We start from the raw sequence: 577 nt of genomic DNA, 5'->3' as shown, positions 1-577 counted from the left end.
TGTCGGGCCGGGTGTCGTATGTGCTGGGTTTGGAGGGGCCGGCGGTGACGGTGGACACGGCGTGTTCGTCGTCGCTGGTGGCGCTGCATCTGGCGGTGCAGGCGGTGCGGTCGGGTGAGTGTTCGATGGCGTTGGCCGGTGGTGTGACGGTGATGGCCATGCCGTTCTCGTTCGTGGAGTTCTCGCGGCAGCAGGGGTTGTCGGTGGATGGGCGGTGCCGGGCGTTCTCGGAGGATGCGAACGGCACGGGTTGGGCCGAGGGTGCGGGTGTGCTGGTGGTGGAGCGGTTGTCGGATGCGCGGCGCAAGGGGCACAAGGTTCTTGCGGTGGTGCGGGGTTCGGCGGTGAACCAGGATGGTGCGTCGAATGGTCTGTCGGCGCCGAACGGTCCGTCGCAGCAGCGGGTGATTCGTGCGGCGTTGGCCAGTGCGCGGTTGTCGGCGGCTGATGTGGATGTGGTGGAGGCGCACGGCACCGGTACGACGTTGGGTGACCCGATCGAGGCGCAGGCGCTGCTGGCGACGTACGGGCAGGAGCGTGCCGGGGGTCGGCCGCTGTGGTTGGGCGCGGTGAAGTC

The 577-nt window shown here is 69.2% G+C and carries 1 protein-coding gene; it reads left to right on the top strand.

Annotation, left to right across the window (positions count from 1 at the left end):
* Positions 1-577: beta-ketoacyl synthase N-terminal-like domain-containing protein (locus AC3ERT_RS36640; protein WP_435179519.1), on the top strand; the 577-nt coding region annotated here is incomplete at both ends.

It is taken from the genome of Actinacidiphila sp. bgisy145 (genome assembly GCF_057708125.1).
Note: the sequence above shows the minus strand (reverse complement) of the source record. Positions and strands in the feature narration are given on the sequence as shown.